Source organism: Porphyrobacter sp. GA68 (assembly GCF_022605525.1).
GTDB lineage: Bacteria > Pseudomonadota > Alphaproteobacteria > Sphingomonadales > Sphingomonadaceae > Qipengyuania_B.
In genome coordinates this window covers 639,551-655,478 of record NZ_JAKQYJ010000002.1, presented here as the reverse complement: position 1 = coordinate 655,478, position 15,928 = coordinate 639,551, and the positions used below count along the sequence as shown (strand labels likewise).

General features: G+C 63.8%; 16 protein-coding genes. 5 read left to right on the top strand and 11 right to left on the bottom strand.

What is annotated here, in order from left to right:
- Positions 1–11: 11 nt before the first annotated feature.
- Entirely contained in the window at positions 12–1,055 is a 1,044-nt protein-coding gene (locus tag LHJ54_RS10925) for a rod shape-determining protein (protein WP_228243940.1), read from the bottom strand.
- A gap of 191 nt (positions 1,056–1,246) precedes the next feature.
- Here LHJ54_RS10925 and LHJ54_RS10920 point away from each other — a divergent pair, with 191 nt between their 5' ends.
- Positions 1,247–1,699, top strand: coding sequence for a hypothetical protein (locus tag LHJ54_RS10920; RefSeq protein WP_228243938.1), 453 nt, complete (start codon positions 1,247–1,249; stop codon positions 1,697–1,699).
- A gap of 3 nt (positions 1,700–1,702) precedes the next feature.
- Here LHJ54_RS10920 and LHJ54_RS10915 read toward each other — a convergent pair whose 3' ends face one another.
- The 9 genes from LHJ54_RS10915 to LHJ54_RS10875 form a co-directional block, all read right to left on the bottom strand.
- Entirely contained in the window at positions 1,703–2,161 is a 459-nt protein-coding gene (locus LHJ54_RS10915; protein ID WP_228243936.1) for a MaoC family dehydratase, read from the bottom strand.
- Positions 2,158–2,955, bottom strand: coding sequence for a DUF1206 domain-containing protein (locus tag LHJ54_RS10910; protein WP_228243935.1), 798 nt, complete (start codon positions 2,953–2,955; stop codon positions 2,158–2,160). The genes LHJ54_RS10915 and LHJ54_RS10910 overlap by 4 nt, the downstream gene beginning before the upstream one ends.
- Before the next feature lie 66 nt (positions 2,956–3,021).
- Positions 3,022–4,122, bottom strand: a complete 1,101-nt coding sequence (gene ychF, locus LHJ54_RS10905; RefSeq protein WP_228243933.1) for a redox-regulated ATPase YchF — start codon at positions 4,120–4,122, stop codon at positions 3,022–3,024.
- Positions 4,123–4,186: 64 nt separating this feature from the next.
- A complete protein-coding gene (locus LHJ54_RS10900; protein ID WP_228243932.1) occupies positions 4,187–5,182 on the bottom strand; it encodes an SDR family oxidoreductase in 996 nt (331 codons plus the stop codon).
- Positions 5,183–5,219: 37 nt separating this feature from the next.
- Positions 5,220–5,789: an aminoacyl-tRNA hydrolase gene (pth, locus tag LHJ54_RS10895; protein WP_228243931.1), complete on the bottom strand. Its 570-nt coding sequence runs from the start codon at positions 5,787–5,789 to the stop codon at positions 5,220–5,222.
- 112 nt (positions 5,790–5,901) lie between these two features.
- Positions 5,902–6,552 (bottom strand): 50S ribosomal protein L25/general stress protein Ctc, encoded by a 651-nt coding sequence (locus LHJ54_RS10890; RefSeq protein ID WP_228243929.1) that lies wholly within the window; start codon positions 6,550–6,552, stop codon positions 5,902–5,904.
- A 133-nt stretch (positions 6,553–6,685) separates the two neighbouring features.
- Positions 6,686–7,618, bottom strand: a complete 933-nt coding sequence (locus LHJ54_RS10885) for a TraB/GumN family protein (protein ID WP_228243928.1) — start codon at positions 7,616–7,618, stop codon at positions 6,686–6,688.
- Between the two features lie 41 nt (positions 7,619–7,659).
- Positions 7,660–8,088, bottom strand: a complete 429-nt coding sequence (locus LHJ54_RS10880) for a hypothetical protein (protein ID WP_228243926.1) — start codon at positions 8,086–8,088, stop codon at positions 7,660–7,662.
- Positions 8,075–8,269, bottom strand: a complete 195-nt coding sequence (locus LHJ54_RS10875; protein ID WP_228243925.1) for a helix-turn-helix transcriptional regulator — start codon at positions 8,267–8,269, stop codon at positions 8,075–8,077. The genes LHJ54_RS10880 and LHJ54_RS10875 overlap by 14 nt, the downstream gene beginning before the upstream one ends.
- A 284-nt stretch (positions 8,270–8,553) precedes the next feature.
- Here LHJ54_RS10875 and LHJ54_RS10870 point away from each other — a divergent pair, with 284 nt between their 5' ends.
- The 3 genes from LHJ54_RS10870 (at position 8,554) to ppdK (ending at position 14,394) form a co-directional block, all read left to right on the top strand.
- Positions 8,554–9,453, top strand: coding sequence for a glycine--tRNA ligase subunit alpha (locus LHJ54_RS10870; protein WP_228243924.1), 900 nt, complete (start codon positions 8,554–8,556; stop codon positions 9,451–9,453).
- On the top strand, positions 9,450–11,633 hold the full coding sequence (gene glyS, locus LHJ54_RS10865; RefSeq protein WP_228244358.1) for a glycine--tRNA ligase subunit beta: 2,184 nt from the start codon (positions 9,450–9,452) through the stop codon (positions 11,631–11,633). The genes LHJ54_RS10870 and glyS overlap by 4 nt, the downstream gene beginning before the upstream one ends.
- Positions 11,634–11,706: 73 nt before the next feature.
- Positions 11,707–14,394 carry a pyruvate, phosphate dikinase gene (gene ppdK, locus LHJ54_RS10860; RefSeq protein WP_228243923.1) on the top strand — a complete coding sequence of 896 codons (2,688 nt, stop codon included), beginning with the start codon at positions 11,707–11,709 and terminating at the stop codon, positions 14,392–14,394.
- On the opposite strand, the gene LHJ54_RS10855 is transcribed toward ppdK, so the two are convergent.
- On the bottom strand, positions 14,374–15,141 hold the full coding sequence (locus LHJ54_RS10855) for a methyltransferase (RefSeq protein WP_228243922.1): 768 nt from the start codon (positions 15,139–15,141) through the stop codon (positions 14,374–14,376). The genes ppdK and LHJ54_RS10855 overlap by 21 nt on opposite strands.
- A 47-nt stretch (positions 15,142–15,188) precedes the next feature.
- On the opposite strand from LHJ54_RS10855, the gene LHJ54_RS10850 reads away from it, so the two are divergent.
- Positions 15,189–15,920, top strand: a complete 732-nt coding sequence (locus LHJ54_RS10850; RefSeq protein ID WP_228243921.1) for a ComF family protein — start codon at positions 15,189–15,191, stop codon at positions 15,918–15,920.
- Positions 15,921–15,928 lie beyond the last annotated feature (8 nt).

The window sequence follows — 15,928 nt, the reverse complement described above, 5'->3', positions numbered from 1 at the left end:
AGCGGCCATTATCACGCCGTCATCAAGACGCCGCGATAAATCGGATCTTCCATTGCGCGGCCGGTTCCCACCGCAACGCAGGTGAGTGGATCTTCGGCGACGCTGACAGGCAGGCCGGTTTCTTCGCGCAGGAAATCGTCAAGACCCTTGATGAGCGCGCCGCCGCCGGTGAGCACGATGCCCTGATCAACGATATCGGCCGCGAGTTCCGGTGCGGTGTTTTCCAGCGCGATGCGTACGCCTTCCACAATGGCGCCGATCGGCTCGCTCATCGCTTCGGCGATGTGGCCCTGGTTGATGATGATTTCCTTGGGCACTCCGTTCACGAGATCACGCCCCTTGATGGTGATCTGTTCGCCGATACCGTCTTCCGGTGCGCGGGCGATACCGTAATCCTTCTTGATCCGCTCGGCAGTCGCGTCGCCGATCAGCAGGTTGTGGTGTCGGCGGACATAGGAGACAATCGCCTCGTCCATCTTGTCGCCGCCGGTGCGCACCGAGGTGGTATAGGCCAGTCCGCGGAGCGACAGCACCGCGACCTCGGTCGTGCCGCCACCGATGTCGACCACCATGGAGCCGACCGGCTCCGTCACCGGCATGTCCGCCCCGATGGCCGCCGCCATGGGCTCGAGAATGAGGTAAACCTGCGTTGCACCCGCATTGGATGCGGCGTCGCGGATCGCGCGCCGCTCCACTGACGTCGATCCGGACGGCACGCAGATGGTGATTTCCGGGTAGCGCAGCAGGCTCTTGCGGCCATGCACCTTGCGGATGAAGTGCTTGATCATCTCTTCCGCGACGTCGAGATCGGCAATGACCCCGTCGCGCAGCGGGCGGATCGCCTCGATGCTGTCGGGCGTCTTGCCCATCATCATTTTGGCATCGTCGCCGACTGCCTTGACCCGCTTCATCCCATTGATCGTTTCAAGCGCAACGACGCTGGGTTCATTCAGCACGATGCCGCGGTCTTGCACGTAAACCAGGGTGTTGGCCGTACCCAGGTCAATGGCGATGTTCTGGGTACCGAATTTCAGCAGGTTAGAGAAAAAACCCATGGTCGAGCACTATCCGTCAGCTTTGATGACCGCTTTGGCAGCGGCATATCGGGAAAAACCGGCGCGTCGGCTGATGCGGCCGGGAAGGCTGTGCTGTAAAGGCACATGGTGAAAATATCCAAAAGTATTTGCGTGCCGTGCGAGTTTTTGCACATTCGCCGACGCAGTGTCGGCAAAGCAGGAAGCGAGCCATGCGACCCAGGCTTTTCGTAAGCGTCCTCGCCTTGTGCGCCGCCGCGTGCGGCCAGAGCGGCGAACGAGAGGGCGCTGTTCCGCAAGCGCTGGAACTGGAGGCAATTACCTTTGCCGACATCGAGCGTGAGGACATGTTCGGTGCAGGGTGCAGTTTCGCGCCTGCAGGCGGGGGCATCGCCGCGCTCGCCATCGCGCAGAGCGACGCGGGTTATCTGAAGATTGCCGGCGAGGTCGTCCGCTTCACCCCCGATACGACCAGCGATGAACTGCCGCTTGGCGCCCGGGAGCGCTATGCCGGCTCCTCCATGACGTTTCAGCTTCTGGTGCGGCAGGAAGAGGCGAGCCCGTCTGGTTACGAAACCGTGAACTATCCAGGCCGCCTCATTGTGCAGGACAGGGCGGCGACGGTGCGGTACGATTCTGCAGGAACCGTGCAATGCGGAGCGTAGCGCTTAGCTTTCGACACCTGGATCGCGCACCCGGATGAGGCCATTCGACACCATGTCGAGCACGAGTTCGTCGTTCTGGTTGAACGTCTGCGCCCGCGACTTGAACAGGCCGAGCCACGGTTTCGATTGACTGCGCCGCTTGTCGATGACTTCTGTCCGCACGCGCAGCGTATCTCCCGGATAAACCGGCTTTACCCAGCGCAGGTTATCGATCCCCGGCGATCCAAGGCCTGCCTGCTGCACTTCGGTCATGCTGTCGACCAGCATCCGCATCGTCATGGCACAGGTGTGCCAACCGCTTGCCGACAGTCTGCCGAAATGCGTTGCAGCGGCGGCTTCATCGTCAAGATGGAACGGCTGCGGATCGTAGCGGCGGGCAAACTCCATCACCTCTTCGCGCGTCACCTGATAGCGACCGAATTCCCGGACTGCGCCAATTTCAAGATCTTCGAAATAGATCATGCGCGAAACGCCGGCACCTTACCACGCGGATCCATGTCAGGGATGATCCTGTATCGCGCGAGGATCAGGCTGAAGATGCCGAACACCAGCAGTCCAACGGCGACGAGCGAGAACACGATGCCGTTGCCCGCCAGGCTGGCAAGCGCTTCACCCAGGGTTTTCACCTGCGCCGATCCCGCTGACAGGAAGCCGGCACGGATAAGCGACCAGCCGATGATGGCGAAAACCACTGCTCTGGCCGCAAAACCGATACGCCCCAGCGTCTCGGTGTAGTCAGGCGCGCCGGCGGCGACCCGCTGCATGAACTCTGCCGTCCATGCCCTCTTCGCCTGATGCGCCGCAGCAACGAAAAAGGCGATGCCCAGCAGTCCCAGTACAGCGCCGCCGAAATCGTATGACAGAACGCCTGCGGCAGCTTCCTGCGCCCCGCCGCCTGAACTGTTCCCGGCAGTGGCGAATTTGTAGGCGGTATAAGCAAGCGCGAAATGTCCGATCCCGCTGCCAAGATGGCCCAGCCGCTTGCCCCATCCTTTGGCATCCGAACCGCTGTTCTCGATATCGAAAGCCGGCGAAGCGAGACGAAACAACCCGTACGCCGACAGCCCGATCACCAAAATCCACAGCAGGGCAGTGCCGCCGGGAAAATCCCGTATCGCGCGGAACACGCCATCGGTTCCTTCGGCAAAGGCGGCGGCGCCCATCAACGCGATCACCCCCAGCACGGAATACATGATAGCGCGGGAGAAATACCCCACACGTACCAGCGTCTCGAACTTTTCCGATTTATCGACCATCTAGCTGCCCCTTTTCAGCGTCCCTTTCCCTGAACGGGTCGAGCGGGTGTTTGTGCCGCAACCGCCTCAGACATTGAACTTGAACAGCATCACATCCCCGTCCTGCACCAGATATTCCTTGCCTTCCTGGCGCAGCTTGCCGGCCTCGCGCGCGCCAGCTTCGCCGCCGAGGCCGATGTAGTCGGCAAAAGCTATCGTCTCGGCCCGGATGAAGCCGCGTTCGAAGTCGGTATGTATTTCCCCTGCCGCCTGCGGTGCCTTGGCCCCCTGCGGAAAAGTCCATGCGCGGGCTTCCTTGGGCCCGGCGGTGAAGAAGGTGTTGAGGCCGAGCAGCTTGTATCCCGCCTTGATGATGCGGCTTAGCCCCGATTCGGACAGCCCGAGTTCCGCCAGGTACTCGGCGCGCTCGCCCGCTTCCATCGTGACCAGTTCCGCTTCTATCGCGGCCGACACCACTACCGCCTCTGCCCCTTCCGCGTGCGCCTTGGCGAACACCTGCTCGCTCATGGCATTGCCGGTGGCCGCGTCTTCTTCCGCGACATTGCAGACATACAGCACAGGCTTGGCGGTCAGCAGTTGCGCCTGCGCGAACAAGCGCGCTTCCTCGTCGTCGCGCGGCTCGGTAAGGCGGGCTGGTTTGCCATCGCGCAGAAGCTCAAGCGCCTGCCCCAGCACGGAAGCCATGGCCCTGGCCTCCTTGTCGCCGCCGGTTGCCCGCTTCGCGGCGGCGGGCACCCGCTTCTCCAAGCTGTCCAGATCCGCCAGCAGCAGCTCCGTTTCGACAATCTCTGCATCCGTCAACGGATCGACCCGGTTCGCGACGTGCTGGATGTCGTCATCCTCGAAACAGCGCAAAACGTGCACGATGGCGTCGACTTCACGGATGTTGCCAAGAAACTGGTTGCCCAGACCTTCGCCCTTGCTGGCCCCTTTCACAAGACCGGCAATGTCGACGAAGGCGAGCTGCGTGGGCACCACCTTGGCCGACTTGGCGATAGCGGCGATCTTGTCGAGCCTCTCGTCCGGAACGGCAACCTGGCCCACATTGGGTTCGATGGTGCAAAACGGGTAATTGGCCGCCTGGGCGGCCTGCGTCTCGGTTAGCGCGTTGAACAGGGTCGACTTGCCAACATTGGGCAGGCCGACGATCCCGCAGCGGAATCCCATGATAATCTCCGGTTGAAGGGCAGGTCGCGCGCTTTACCCGCACGGGCGTCCCTTGGCCATAGGCTCAGTCGTGGACCGCGCGGATCATCGGGCCCACCGCGGGGGATTGGCCCAGCCATTCCTGCTGCACTCGGGCGCTTACCTCGTTGATCGGCACCTGCGGCTTGGGGCCGGGATGCACCGGCACGCGCACCGGGCGGGTTCCCGCCGGCATGGCGATCAGGCGGGCGATTTCGCGCGGAACGTCCATCGGATCGGCGCTGCGGCCAGAGCCGTCCTCTTCGCCCATGCGTGCGATCACCTGCGGATAGGCCGCGGCATACTCTTCTTCTATCCGCTGTCTCAGCGCACCGGTGTACAGGTTGCGATTGCGCCAGACGTTCGTGGGATACCCGCCGGGCTGTATGATGGTGACATCAATCCCATGCGGGACCAGTTCGTAAGCCATGGCCTCGTTCATCGCCTCGAGCGCGAATTTGGTTGGCGAGTAGTGGCCGGAGAACGGCGCGATGACCCGGCCCAGCTGGCTTGAAATCGGAATGATGTAGCCGCTGCGGCGCGCGCGCATGGCCGGCAAGGCAGCGCGGGCGACACGGTGCGGCCCATAGACATTGGTGTCGAAGGCGAGGCGGGTCGCTTCCATGTCCTGCACCTCGACAGGGCCGGAGATCCCGATGCCGGCATTGTTGATGACGACATCCAGCGCGCCGCCAGCCAGCCTTTCCGCCTCGCGCACAGCCTCTGTCACCTGCCCATCATGGGTCACGTCAAGTTCCAGCACCGTGATGTCCAGCCGGTCCCGTGTGGCAAGCTCCCGCAACTCCGTCGCTTCGGATCGCCCCATGTTCCGCATGGTCGCGAACACTTTTGCCCCTAAGCGGGCATAGAGTTCCGCCCCCAGCCTGCCGAAACCGGTCGCGGCGCCGGTGATGAAGATTGCCTTACCGCCCAACTCGGGCAGCGCAGAAGTGTCGTTCGTCTGGGCCGTGGCGCCAGTCGCCATGACCGCGCCTGTGGCGACGGCTCCGGCCAGCAGCGTGCGGCGCGTTATCTGCGTCATCCCGATATCTCCTTTGTGAATTGCGGGGGGCAGGATGTCAGTCCTGCATGCGCCGCGCAACATCGCTCATGAAGCGGGCATCGTCGCCCTTTGCCAGCCACTCGGCCTCTGCTCCGATAGCGGCCAGCATGTTGACCAATCCGTCGATCTCTGCCTTGGCGTAATTGCCGAGCACGTGGCCATGCACTCGTTCCTTCTGACCCGGATGGCCGATGCCGATGCGCACGCGCCGAAAATCAGGTCCGAGATGCTGATCGATCGATCGCAGGCCGTTATGGCCCGCGAGGCCTCCGCCGATGCGCACCTTCACCTTGCCGGGGGCAAGGTCCAACTCGTCATGGAAGACGGTAAGGGCGTCGGTTTGCAGCTTGAAGAAGCGCAGCGCCTCGGCCACCGAGCGGCCGCTCTCGTTCATGAAGGTAGCGGGTTTCAGGAGCGTGATCCTCACGCCGCCAATCCGCCCTTCCTGCACCCATCCCTGGAATTTCTTCTGGACCGGCCCGAAATCGTGCATCTCGGCGATTACATCCATCGCCATGAAGCCCACGTTGTGCCGGTTAAGCGCGTATCGCGGACCCGGATTGCCTAAACCTGCCCATATCTGCATCGCCCCGCCTTAGCCGGATCGACGCAAAAGCAAAACGCCGGCTCCCCCGCGGGAACCGGCGCTGCTTTTCTAAGGCCACTGTCACCCAGGACGGCTCGCGTCTGGTCAGAAGCTAGGCGTTCGAACCTTGTTCGCTTGCCGTCGTGTCCGCGGCATCGGCGTCACCGCCCGCCTGCTCGCCCTCGCTCCGCTTCAGGGCCGACGGGGCAACCAGCGTCGCGATGGTGAAATCGCGGTCGGTGATCGCGCTGCTGGTGCCTTCGGGCAAAGTGACTTCGCTGATATGCAGCGAATCGCCGACATCCTTGCCGGTCACGTCGATCTCGATTTCCGCCGGAATGTTGCTGGCGTCGCAGATCAGCTGCAACTCGTGCCGCACGATGTTGAGCACGCCGCCCTTCTTGAGACCTGGCGCCGCTTCCTCGTTGATGAAGACCACCGGCACCGCGACTTCGATGCGGGAGTCGGCAGACACGCGGAAGAAATCGACGTGCAGCGGGCGGTCCTTGACCGGGTGCATGGCCACGTCCTTGGGAAGCGCGCGAATGGTCTTGCCGCCAAGCGTCAATTCGACAACAGAGTTCATGAAGTGGCCGGTATTCAGCTGCCGGACCAGTTCCTTTTCTTCCAGATGGATTGGCTGGGGTTCTTCCTTGCCGCCATAGATCACGGCGGGGACACGGCCTTCGCGACGCAGTGCCCGGGAGGCTCCCTTGCCCGCCCGGTCGCGCGTCTCGGCCGGCAGGGTCAGAGCGTCGCTCATTCGACTTACCTTTCAAGATACGTGGATTGCTGTTGTCATCCGCCGCCCCGCCTCCAGGGATGACCAGAGCCGCGGAAGCGGGCGCAACTACAGGAGGTACGCCCGCTTGGCAAGGTTCGGGTGATCCTGCAGCTCAGCGGGTGGCGGCGATGTTCTGCTGAACCAGGTAATCCTGCACGCTGTTCTCACCCGCGAGATGGCCTGCGCCAACAGCCATGAACACGGTTCCCGGCTGTTGCAGCCGCTGGTCAATCCACTCTGCCCAATTCCGGTTCCGTTCGTACAGAAGGCGTTCGGCCAGCAGAGGGTTCGATTCCATGCCTTCGTTCATGATGCGCGCGAGAAGGTCGGCATCTCCGGCCATCCAGGCGGCGACCATGCGGTCGAGCATCGGCTTGATGTTTTCGGCATCCTGCGCTGTTTCGACCAGAAAGGCTATCTGCGCGGCCTGCGGCATCTGGTCGAACACGGCAATCTGTTGTTCCACCGTTTCCAGCGCCGCGCGTTGCAGATCCTGTCCAGCTGCCTGTTCCAGCGCCTTTTCGACGCCGGCCTCGGGATTGTAGCCCTGCTGGATCAGGGGCAGAAGCGACAGGGTCATCGCCGCCATCCACGGCTTGAACTGGTCAAACGTCTCTGCCGGAATGTTCAGTTTCTGCAAGGCCGTCTCGTAAGTTGCCCGCTGCTCGGCATTGAGCAGGCTGCGCAGCGTCTGTCCCTGCGGGAGCATACCCAGCTGCATCATCCGCTGCTGCATGGCCGCGTCGCCCATCTCCGAGGCGAGGATCTCGGTCACCATTACATCCGAAGAAGAAAGCGCCTGGCTGACTGCGGGGGTGAGCCATTGCTTTCCCTCGGGGAGGATGTGAACGGTTCCGAAGAGAAAAATTGTCGTATCCTCGTCAGCGACCTTCCACAGGGCAGGGCCGGCGGTCTGGATCCGTTCCAATGTGGCGGCCGGTACCGCAGCGGCGCCTGCGACGCGTTGATCGGCGGTGGAAGCGGTGCAACCCTGAAGCGAGAAAACCAGGGCTGCGCCCGCGAGCAACGCTGTAATTCTCTTCATAATCAAGCTCCTTCGAAATCGGGTGTCCAACGAGAGAATGCTTACCTGAGGCCCAGCTTGCGCAGGAAGTAAGCCAAAAACATGACGGCTGTCGTGCCGCCCCACAGGAGCCAGTTGTCCACTGGCGGAGCGAGGCCGAACTGATGCAGGCTGTTCCAGATGGGAAAAGCCGCGAAATAGACATAGAAGCCGATGAGGCCCGCCCACAGATTGTCCAGCAGATCGTATTCATCGACGCGCCGCAGGTAATCGCGGGTGAACCAGGCGAAGGCGAGCAGGAAGGCCGCTGTCGTCCCATAGATCAGTCCGCGTGGCAGAGTGCCCTGTGCCACCAGCGCGCCGAGATATCCGCTCGCCATGCCTGCCACCAGGGCGACAGCGAAGGCCAGCAGGCAGTAGCGGGCGAATTTTCGTCGTCGCGCCCGCAGCCGTTCTTCCCCGGTCGGTGGCGTCAGCTCAGTGGCCGTCATCGAAGATCTCCTCAATCGACAGGTTGAACAAGCGTGCGATGCGGAAGGCGAGGGGCAAAGACGGGTCGTGCTTCCCCGTCTCAATCGCGTTCACCGCCTGCCGCGAGACATCGAGCCGGCCGGCAAGTTCCGCCTGGCTCCAGTTCCGTTCAGCGCGCAGTACTTTTAGCCGGTTGTTCAAGGTTCAGCCCGTGGTGAGGGCCAGCCACTTGCCGACTTGATAGCCAAGCATGCCCATTATGACGCCGGCAGCGAACATCCAGAAAACTAGTCGCGTAGTGAGTTCCAGTTTCATCGCCAATCCTCCTTGCGGTGGTTGTTTGCGTGTCAGATTTCCCTGACTAACTGTCAAAGATGCATGACTTTGTCAAGCTAACCTTACAAGCATGGAGTTCGCGAGACGTCGCGGAACCGCTGATGACGCGGGATTGACCGCCTTATGACCTTGCGCCATTGCCGCGCCCGATGACCCGCAACCCTGCGACCAGTTTCCAGGAGATGATCCTGGCCCTCCACGACTTTTGGAGCAGGCAGGGCTGCCTCATTCTCCAGCCCTACGACATGCGGATGGGAGCGGGCACGTTCCACACCGCCACCACCCTGCGGGCCTTGGGGCCGGAGCCGTGGAATGCTGCGTTCGTGCAGCCGTGTCGGCGCCCAACCGATGGCCGTTATGGCGAGAACCCGAACCGGTTGCAGCACTACTACCAATATCAGGTCATCCTGAAGCCATCGCCGCCCGACATCCAGGACCTGTATCTGCGCAGCCTGGAGGTCATCGGCATCGACCCTCTCAAGCACGACATCCGCTTCGTGGAGGATGACTGGGAAAGCCCCACGCTGGGTGCCTGGGGGCTGGGGTGGGAAGTGTGGTGCGACGGGATGGAGGTGACGCAGTTCACCTATTTCCAGCAGATGGGCGGGTTCGATTGCAAGCCGGTGGCCGGCGAACTTACCTACGGCCTCGAACGTCTCGCCATGTATATTCAAGGCGTCGACAATGTGTACGACCTGGCGTTCAATGACCGCGGCGTGACTTACGGCGATGTGTACCTCGAGAACGAGCGGCAGATGTCGAAGTGGAACTTCGAGGTCGCCGACACCGCCGCCCTGTTCGAATTGTTCGCCCGGGCCGAGGCGGAATGCCGCAACGCGCTGGCAGCGGATGTTCCCATTGCCGCCTATGAACAGGCGGTGGAGGCGAGCCATGTGTTCAACCTGCTTCAGGCACGCGGCGTCATCAGCGTGCAGGAACGGGCCAGCTACATGGGACGGGTGCGCGATCTCGCCCGCTCTTCCTGCGAAGCCTATGCGGCCAAGATGACGCCGCAGTGGCAGCAAGCCTGTCCGGGGTGGACGTTGTGAGCGACTTCCTGCTCGAACTGCGCTCGGAAGAGATACCTGCGCGGATGCAGGCCGTTGCCCGGACGGAACTGGCGCGGTTGTTCCGGCGGGAAATGGACGCCGCCGGGATCACGGTTGCCGAACCGTTGGTCTATTCCGGCCCGCGGCGTCTCGCACTCATCGCGCGTGACCTGCCCGACCGCACCGAAGCCGTCCGGGAGGAAGCGAAGGGTCCGCCAGAAGGCGCGCCTGACTCCGCGCTGGACGGCTTCTGCCGGAAGAACGGTGTCACCCGCGAGCAGCTGGAACTGCGCGAGGTAAAGGGGCGTGCCACCTGGTTTGCGGTATCCGAGCGGCCGGGCCGCGAAACCCGCGATGTCTTGGGCGCCGCGATCCCGAACATCATCCGCGATTTCAGCTGGCCCAAGTCGATGCGCTGGGGCGCGGCCTCGATCAGCACCGAAAGCATCCGGTGGGTTCGCCCGCTGTCTGGCCTAGTGGCGCTGCTGGGCGAAGAGATCGTCCCTTGCACCGTCGCTGACATCGTCGCGGGTGCGGCGACTGTGGGCCACCGCTTCCACCATCCCGGACCGATCACCATCGGCGGAGCGCATGATTACGTGGAGAAGCTGCGCGCGTGCCAGGTGATCGTCGATCACGAAGAACGCGCCCTGCTGATCCGTGAAGGTGCCCGCAGTGTGGCGGCACAGGCCGGATTGCAGCTGGTCGAGGACGACGGGCTGGTGACGGAGAACGCGGGCCTGACCGAATGGCCGACCCCGCTGCTCGGGTTCTTCGACGAGACGTTTCTGGACGTTCCGGCCGAGGTGATCCAGCTGACCGCGCGGGTGAACCAGAAGTATTTCGTGTGCGAGGATGCCGGCGGCAAGCTCGCCAGCGCGTTCATCTGCACCGCCAATATCGAGGCCGCGGATGGCGGCGCGGCGATCGTGGACGGCAACCGCCGCGTGCTTGCCGCGCGGCTTGCCGATGCGCGCTTCTTCTGGGAACAGGATCGCCGCAAGACACTGGCGCAGCACGCCGAAGGGCTGGCGCGGATCACCTTCCACGAGAAGCTGGGCACGCTCGCGGACAAGGTGGAGCGGGTGGCCAAGCTAGCCGAGTGGCTCGCCAGCGAAGGCATCGTTCCCCGCTGCGACCCGGCACTGGCACGGCAGGCGGCGGAATTGTGCAAGGCCGATCTCGTCACGGAAATGGTTGGCGAGTTTCCCGAGCTGCAGGGCGTCATGGGCGGCTACTACGCCCGGGCCGAGGGGCTGCCCGATGCAGTCGCAGACGCCATCCGTGACCACTACAAGCCGGTCGGGCAGGGCGATGAAGTGCCCACCGCGCCCGTGACGGTGGCGGTGAGCTTGGCGGACAAGCTGGATACGCTGGGCCGCTTTTTCGCCGCCGACTTGCTGCCGACCGGTTCGAAAGATCCTTTTGCTCTTCGGCGCGCTGCTCTGGCTCTTCTTGCTCTTGTCACCACCGGTCGACTACGCGTCTCCTACCGGCGGCTGCTTGAGGAGGCGGGTGCCGCGGCGACCTACGACGCGCTTGGACCGTTTCTCATCGACCGCCTCAAGGTCCAGCAACGCGAGGCCGGAGTCCGCCACGATCTGATCGACGCGGTGTTTGCATGCGAAAAAGAAGATGGGGGGAACGAAGATGACCTCGTGCGGCTTCTTGCACGTGTGAATGCGCTGCAATCCTATATCGAGACGCCGGATGGGCAGAACCTTCTCGCCGCCTACAAGCGGGCTGCCAACATCCTGAAGAAGGAAGGCTGGTCCGCACCCTCCGGGAAAGGCGAGGCGTTGAACACGCAGGGTATCGCCCGCACAGGCGAGGAAGATCCCCTGGCCCTGGTCGACGATCCGGACCTTGGCCCTGCGCTGCGCGCTGCGGCGCGGGAGCGGCGTGCAAACCGGCTGTCCTACACGCCCGAACCGGACGAAGATGCGCTGATCGATGCGCTCGACGCGGCGGAGCCGAAGGCCGAGGCCGCAGTCGCGGCGGAGGACTTCGAAGGCGCAATGCAGGCGCTGGCCAGTCTGCGCGCGCCGATCGATCGGTTCTTTGACAATGTGACGGTGAACGACCCGGATCAGGACAAGCGGGCAGCGCGACTGGACCTGCTTGCGCGGTTCCGCGATGCGGTCGCGAAGGTCGCGGATTTCAGCCGCATCGAAGGTTAGGTTTTTTGGCTCAGGACCGTGTAACATGCGGTCCATGTCTCCGGATCGGGCCTGGTCACACACGGGGGAAGACATGAAGACGGTGTATGCGTTTGGCGGCGGTGCCGATCACTCGGACCCCCGGCAGAAGGACAAGGCCGTCACCGGAGGGAAGGGCGCCAATCTCGCGGAAATGGCCAGCATCGGCCTGCCCGTCCCGCCCGGCTTCACCATCACGACCGACGAATGCCTGCGCTATCTGAAGCAGGGCGCCGACTTCACCGCCGACCTGCGGCAGGCGGTAGCGGAAGCGATGGCCCATGTGGAACGCTCGGTCGGCAAGGGCTTCGGCGACCCCGCCGACCCGTTGCTCGTCTCGGTGCGGTCCGGTGCGGCGGTGTCGATGCCCGGCATGATGGACACGGTCCTGAACCTCGGGCTGAACGACGCGACCGTGGAAGGGCTGGCGCGGGCAGCGGGTGACGAGCGCTTCGCCTGGGACAGCTATCGACGCTTCGTGCAGATGTACGGCGACGTGGTGCTGGGCGTTGATCATGGCCTGTTCGAGGAAGCGCTGGAGATCGCCAAGGAAGATAACGGGTACCTTGCCGATACCGAGATGACCGCCGACGACTGGCGCGCTCTCGTTGCGGAATACAAGGCGCTGGTGGAGCGGGAACACGGCCGGCCGTTCCCGCAGGATCCGCAAGAGCAACTTTGGGGTGCCATAGCCGCCGTCTTCGCCAGCTGGGACACCGACCGCGCGCGGACGTATCGGCGCCTCAACGACATCGCGCATGACATGGGTACCGCGGTCAATGTGCAGGCGATGGTGTTTGGCAACATGGGCGATGACAGCGCCACCGGCGTTGCCTTCACCCGCGATCCGTCCACCGGTGAGCGGGTGTATTACGGCGAATGGCTGGTGAATGCACAGGGTGAGGACGTGGTCGCCGGCATCCGCACGCCGCAATACCTGACCCGCGCCCGCCGCGAAGCTGCGGGCGCTGCCGCGCTCAGCATGGAAGAGGTCATGCCGGACACCTACGCTGAACTGGCGGAGTTGTTCGACCTGCTGGAACGCCACTACCGCGACATGCAGGATATCGAGTTCACGGTCGAGCGGGGCAAGCTGTGGCTGCTGCAAACCCGCTCGGGCAAGCGGACTGCCAGTGCTGCGCTCAAGATCGCGACCGATATGGTTGCCGAAGGGCTGGTGGATGAACGCACGGCGATCTGCCGGATAGATCCCATGGCGCTGGACCAGCTGCTGCATCCGACGCTTGACCCCGACGCTCCGCGCGACGTGTTGACCACGGGTCTGCCCGCTTCGCCGGGGGCGGCTTCGGGCAAGGTCGTGCTGGACGCCGCCACGGCGGAACGATGGGCAGAGCGCGGTGATCAGGTGATCCTGTGCCGGGTCGAAACTTCGCCGGAGGACATTGGCGGCATGCACGCCGCTCAGGGGATCCTGACGGCGCGCGGCGGCATGACCAGCCACGCCGCTGTGGTCGCGCGCGGCATGGGCCGGCCCTGCGTCTCTGGTGCGTCGGCCGTGTCGATCGACCTCGGCGCTCGAACATTGCGGATTGGCGGGCGCGACCTCAGGGAAGGCGATATCATCACGCTCGACGGTGGGACGGGACAGGTGATGGCGGGTGAGGTCGCTTCTCTCAAGCCGGAGATGGCGGGCGACTTCGCCACACTGATGGAGTGGGCCGATCGGCACCGCCGGATGCGGGTGCGCTGCAATGCCGAAACACCGGACGACTGCCGCACGGCGCGTGCTTTCGGTGCAGAAGGAATCGGTCTGTGCCGCACCGAACACATGTTCTTCGAAGCGAGCCGGATCAGCGCGGTGCGGCAGATGATCCTGGCTGAGGACGAGGCGGGACGGCGGGCCGCCCTGGCCAAGCTGCTGCCCGAACAGCGCAGCGACTTCCGCGCCATTTTTGAGGTAATGGCGGGGCTGCCCTGTACCATTCGTCTGCTCGATCCGCCGCTGCACGAGTTCCTGCCCCATGCCGATGCAGACTTCGCCGATCTGGCGGATGCGACCGGCCTGCCTGCCGAGCGGCTCAGGGCACGGGCGGCGCAGCTTCACGAATTCAACCCGATGCTGGGCCATCGTGGGTGCCGTCTCGGCATCACATTCCCCGAAATCTACGAAATGCAGGTGCGGGCGATCTTCGAGGCGGCGTGCGACGTCGCGCAGGCTTCAGGAGCAGCGCCGCTACCCGAAATCATGATCCCGCTGGTTGCGACCGCACGGGAACTTGCCATCCTGCGAACACTGGTCGAACGGGTTGCCGAGGAGGTGTTTGCGGAGAGGGGGCACTCTCTCGCCTATCTGACGGGCACCATGATCGAACTGCCCCGGGCGGCGCTGATGGCGGGAGAAATCGCCGCTGAGGGCGCGTTCTTCAGTTTTGGCACGAACGACCTGACGCAGACAACGCTGGGCATCAGCCGGGACGACGCGGGCAAGTTTCTGGATTGCTATATCGATCAAGGTGTATTCGCGCGCGACCCCTTCGTCAGTCTGGACATAGCCGGAGTGGGTCAGCTGGTCCGTCTGGCTGCCGAACGCGGGCGGGCGGCGCGAGGCGACCTCAAACTTGGCATCTGCGGCGAGCATGGCGGCGATCCGGCCAGCATTTCCTTCTGCGAAGAGATCGGTTTGGATTACGTCAGCGCCTCACCCTATCGGGTTCCCATTGCCAGGCTGGCGGCCGCGCAGGCCATTCTCAAAGCTGAAAAATTAGTCGCGCCAGGAGGTTAGCGTGACAAACTCGAAACGCTCCGACACGCGGCCGTCATCATCCGCCAAAGCGGCGAAGGCTTCCTGGGTTCGCCGGTAAGCGGTCCGCGACAAAGCCGGAGGACGGCTGGCGAGCACGCTTCCAAGCCCCTGATCCCGCAGGTCGGCGACGAGCGAGGAAAGCTGCGCGTAGCGTACCGTCAGTGTGTTCGTATCCACCACCTGACGTGCGAAACCGGCGCGCTGGAGCAGTGCGCTGGCCGTGCGATTGTCGATCTGCGGATGGATGCGGGCATGGGGGCGATCAGGCTCTGCGGCCAGCATTGCGCTTCGCAGCCGAGGGAGGCTTCCCGCTCCAATAATGCTGGCGATCAGCAATCCGCCAGGCCGCAACACCTGCCGCAGATGCAGCAGCGCGCCCGGAAGGTCGTTGATCGTGGCAAGGCTGCTGTCGCAAAGGATCAGATCCGCCGCCGGCGTGGTCAGCGGTTCATCTCCATGCCAGACGCCGGACGCGATGGCGGCCACCTGCGTACCTGCCAGCCTCAGTTCCTCTGCAAGAAGACCTGCCGGGTCGCCGATCACGATGGCTGTGGGCGGCTGGAACTGCATAAAGGACAACCGCTCCTTTACGTCTTCGCACATATGCAGGAGCAGGTGATCGGCGGCGTCGCCCCGCTTCTGGTGCGCAACAGCACGCTGGAAGGAGGCGGCTCGTCGCGCCGGCGAGAAGATGCGCGGTGGCGCGTTGGGCGCTGCGGTCGGCATGGACGGTCTGGTGACGGTGGAGGAAGAGATTGGCAAGAGGCGCAGCGATGATGGGCCGGGCCGGCAAGGTGCTGGCTGAAGCGCTGGGTCCGGTAACTGACTTCATCTATCCTCCACGCTGTCCGGCCTGCGGCGCAGGCATAGGCGGGCAGAACGGTCTGTGCCTCGGTTGTTGGGGGTCGCTGGAGGTGCCGGACGCGGGGGCAGCGGACCCCGGGGAGGTGATCGCGGCAACGATATATTGCGATGTTTCCCGCAAGCTGATCCTCTCCTTCAAACATGGTCGCAAGTTCGCGCTCGCCCCGCTGCTTGCCCGGTTGATCGCTGCGAGACTGAGTGAGCCGCGACCCGACCGGCTGATTGTGCCGGTGCCGCTGCATCCACTGCGGCTTTGGCAACGTGGCTACAACCAATCCGCGCTGCTGGCGCGCGAACTGGCCAGGCTGGGTCACGGAACACTTCTCGTGGATGGATTGCAGCGGGTGAGACATACCCCATCCCTGGATCGACGCAGCGCTCAGCAGCGGGATGCGCTGCTTGCCGGCGCCATAGACACAAGCCCCAAGCGCCGCTGCCTGATCGAAGGTCGGAACATACTGCTGATCGACGACGTGCTGACAAGTGGCGCAACCACTCGGGCCTGCACCGCCGCATTGCGGCAAAGCGGCGCCAGCTCGGTCAGTATCGCTTGTTTTGCCCGCGTTCGTCCGGCGTCAAGTGCTCGGCATGAAGTCACCGAAACTGACGCCCGGGACTTGGTGATCCCGGGCGTAGCGTGACGAACCAG

What these genes read in the sequence shown, in the direction of transcription:
- pth (WP_228243931.1), bottom strand. Translation starts at nt 5,789, where the DNA reads ATGCAGATATGGGCAGGTTTAGGCAATCCGGGTCCGCGATACGCGCTT.
- LHJ54_RS10855 (WP_228243922.1), bottom strand. Translation starts at nt 15,141, where the DNA reads ATGCCGACCGCAGCGCCCAACGCGCCACCGCGCATCTTCTCGCCGGCG.
- LHJ54_RS10925 (WP_228243940.1), bottom strand. Translation starts at nt 1,055, where the DNA reads ATGGGTTTTTTCTCTAACCTGCTGAAATTCGGTACCCAGAACATCGCC.
- LHJ54_RS10850 (WP_228243921.1), top strand. Translation starts at nt 15,189, where the DNA reads ATGATGGGCCGGGCCGGCAAGGTGCTGGCTGAAGCGCTGGGTCCGGTA.
- LHJ54_RS10870 (WP_228243924.1), top strand. Translation starts at nt 8,554, where the DNA reads ATGACCCGCAACCCTGCGACCAGTTTCCAGGAGATGATCCTGGCCCTC.
- LHJ54_RS10915 (WP_228243936.1), bottom strand. Translation starts at nt 2,161, where the DNA reads ATGATCTATTTCGAAGATCTTGAAATTGGCGCAGTCCGGGAATTCGGT.
- LHJ54_RS10910 (WP_228243935.1), bottom strand. Translation starts at nt 2,955, where the DNA reads ATGGTCGATAAATCGGAAAAGTTCGAGACGCTGGTACGTGTGGGGTAT.
- ychF (WP_228243933.1), bottom strand. Translation starts at nt 4,122, where the DNA reads ATGGGATTCCGCTGCGGGATCGTCGGCCTGCCCAATGTTGGCAAGTCG.
- LHJ54_RS10920 (WP_228243938.1), top strand. Translation starts at nt 1,247, where the DNA reads ATGCGACCCAGGCTTTTCGTAAGCGTCCTCGCCTTGTGCGCCGCCGCG.
- ppdK (WP_228243923.1), top strand. Translation starts at nt 11,707, where the DNA reads ATGAAGACGGTGTATGCGTTTGGCGGCGGTGCCGATCACTCGGACCCC.
- LHJ54_RS10880 (WP_228243926.1), bottom strand. Translation starts at nt 8,088, where the DNA reads ATGACGGCCACTGAGCTGACGCCACCGACCGGGGAAGAACGGCTGCGG.
- LHJ54_RS10885 (WP_228243928.1), bottom strand. Translation starts at nt 7,618, where the DNA reads ATGAAGAGAATTACAGCGTTGCTCGCGGGCGCAGCCCTGGTTTTCTCG.
- LHJ54_RS10890 (WP_228243929.1), bottom strand. Translation starts at nt 6,552, where the DNA reads ATGAGCGACGCTCTGACCCTGCCGGCCGAGACGCGCGACCGGGCGGGC.
- LHJ54_RS10900 (WP_228243932.1), bottom strand. Translation starts at nt 5,182, where the DNA reads ATGACGCAGATAACGCGCCGCACGCTGCTGGCCGGAGCCGTCGCCACA.